This is a genomic window from Streptomyces marokkonensis (assembly GCF_039539045.1).
In the GTDB taxonomy this organism is placed as follows: Bacteria; Actinomycetota; Actinomycetes; order Streptomycetales; family Streptomycetaceae; genus Streptomyces; species Streptomyces marokkonensis.
The window spans coordinates 1-1536 of sequence record NZ_BAABCQ010000368.1; the positions used below are offsets into that span (position 1 = coordinate 1).

1 protein-coding gene is annotated in these 1536 nt (G+C 72.1%); it reads left to right on the plus strand.

Annotated features, from left to right (window positions below; all coding sequences use genetic code 11):
• Nucleotides 1-1536: beta-ketoacyl synthase N-terminal-like domain-containing protein (locus tag ABEA26_RS35910; protein WP_345598263.1), on the plus strand; the 1536-nt coding region annotated here is incomplete at both ends.

Below are 1536 nucleotides of genomic sequence, written 5' to 3' on the forward strand. Positions count from 1 at the left end.
GCGGCATGCTGGGCCGCCTCGACGACACCGACCTGCAGCGCATGGCCCGTGCCGGTCTCCCCGCTCTCACGGCGGAGCAGGGCCTTGCTCTCTTCGACGCCGCCGAGCACACGGGCTGGGGAACGGTGCTTCCGCTCCGGCTCGACCTCGCGGTGCTCCGCCGGGGTGCCGCGTCCAACGGCGTCGCACCGCTGCTGCGCAGCCTCGTACGCGTCCCGAACCGCCGCACCGCGGTCTCGGCCGCGGCCGAGTCGGCGCTCGCCGACCGGCTTGGCGGCCTCCGCGAGGCGGACCGCACAGCCATGGTCATGGAACTCGTGCGCGGCGAGGTCGCCCTCGTGCTCGGTCACGCGTCGCGAGACGCCGTCGTGCTGGGGCAGGCGTTCAAGGAACTCGGCTTCGACTCGCTCACGGCGGTGGAGCTGCGCAACCGGCTCAACGCCGAGACCGGCCTGCGGCTGCCCGCGACGCTGGTCTTCGACTACCCCACCCCTGAAGCGCTGGCCGAGTTCATCCTGGACGAGGTCACCCCCCGCGAGGACGTCCTGGACCACGGGCTGCCCACGCTGCTGGGCACGACGGACGAGCCCATCGCGATCGTCGGCATGAGTTGCCGCTACCCGGGCGGTGTGCTCAGCCCGGAGGGCCTGTGGCAGCTGACGGTGACCGGCCGCGACGGCATCGCGCCCTTCCCGACCGACCGCGGCTGGGACGTGAGTGGCCTGTACGACCCCGACCCGGGCAGCCGCGACACCTCGTACACGGCTGAGGGCGGTTTCCTCTATGACGCGGGGAAGTTCGACCCGGCGTTCTTCGGTATCTCGCCGAACGAGGCGCTGGCGATGGACCCGCAGCAGAGGCTCCTCCTCGAAGCGACGTGGGAGGCCATCGAGCGGGCCGGCATCGACCCGACGTCCCTTCGCGGCAGCCGGACCGGCGTGTTCGCCGGGATGATGTACCACGACTACGCCTCGCAGGTCGCCTCCGTGCCGGAAGGCGTCGAGGGCTTCCTCGGGATCGGTACGTCGGGCAGCGTCCTGTCCGGCCGAGTGGCGTACACCTTCGGTCTTGAGGGACCGACGATGACAATCGACACGGCGTGCTCGTCGTCCCTGGTCGCCCTGCACCTGGCCGTCCAGGCCCTGCGCAAGGGCGAGTGCACGATGGCTCTGGCCGGTGGTGTGACGGTGATGTCCACCCCCGGCGCGTTCATCGAGTTCTCCCGCCAGGGCGGCCTTGCCTCCGACGGCCGCTGCAAGTCGTTCGCGGCGGGCGCGGACGGCACGGGCTGGTCGGAGGGCGTCGGCATGCTTCTGGTGGAGCGCCTGTCCGACGCGCGGCGCCTGGGCCACGAGGTGCTGGCGGTCGTGCGCGGCAGTGCGGTGAACCAGGACGGCGCGTCCAACGGCCTGACGGCGCCGAACGGCCCGTCCCAGCAGCGTGTCATCCGCCAGGCCCTGGCCGACTCCGGTCTGCTGGCCTCGCAGGTGGACGCGGTGGAGGCGCACGGTACGGGTACGACGCTGGGTGACCCGA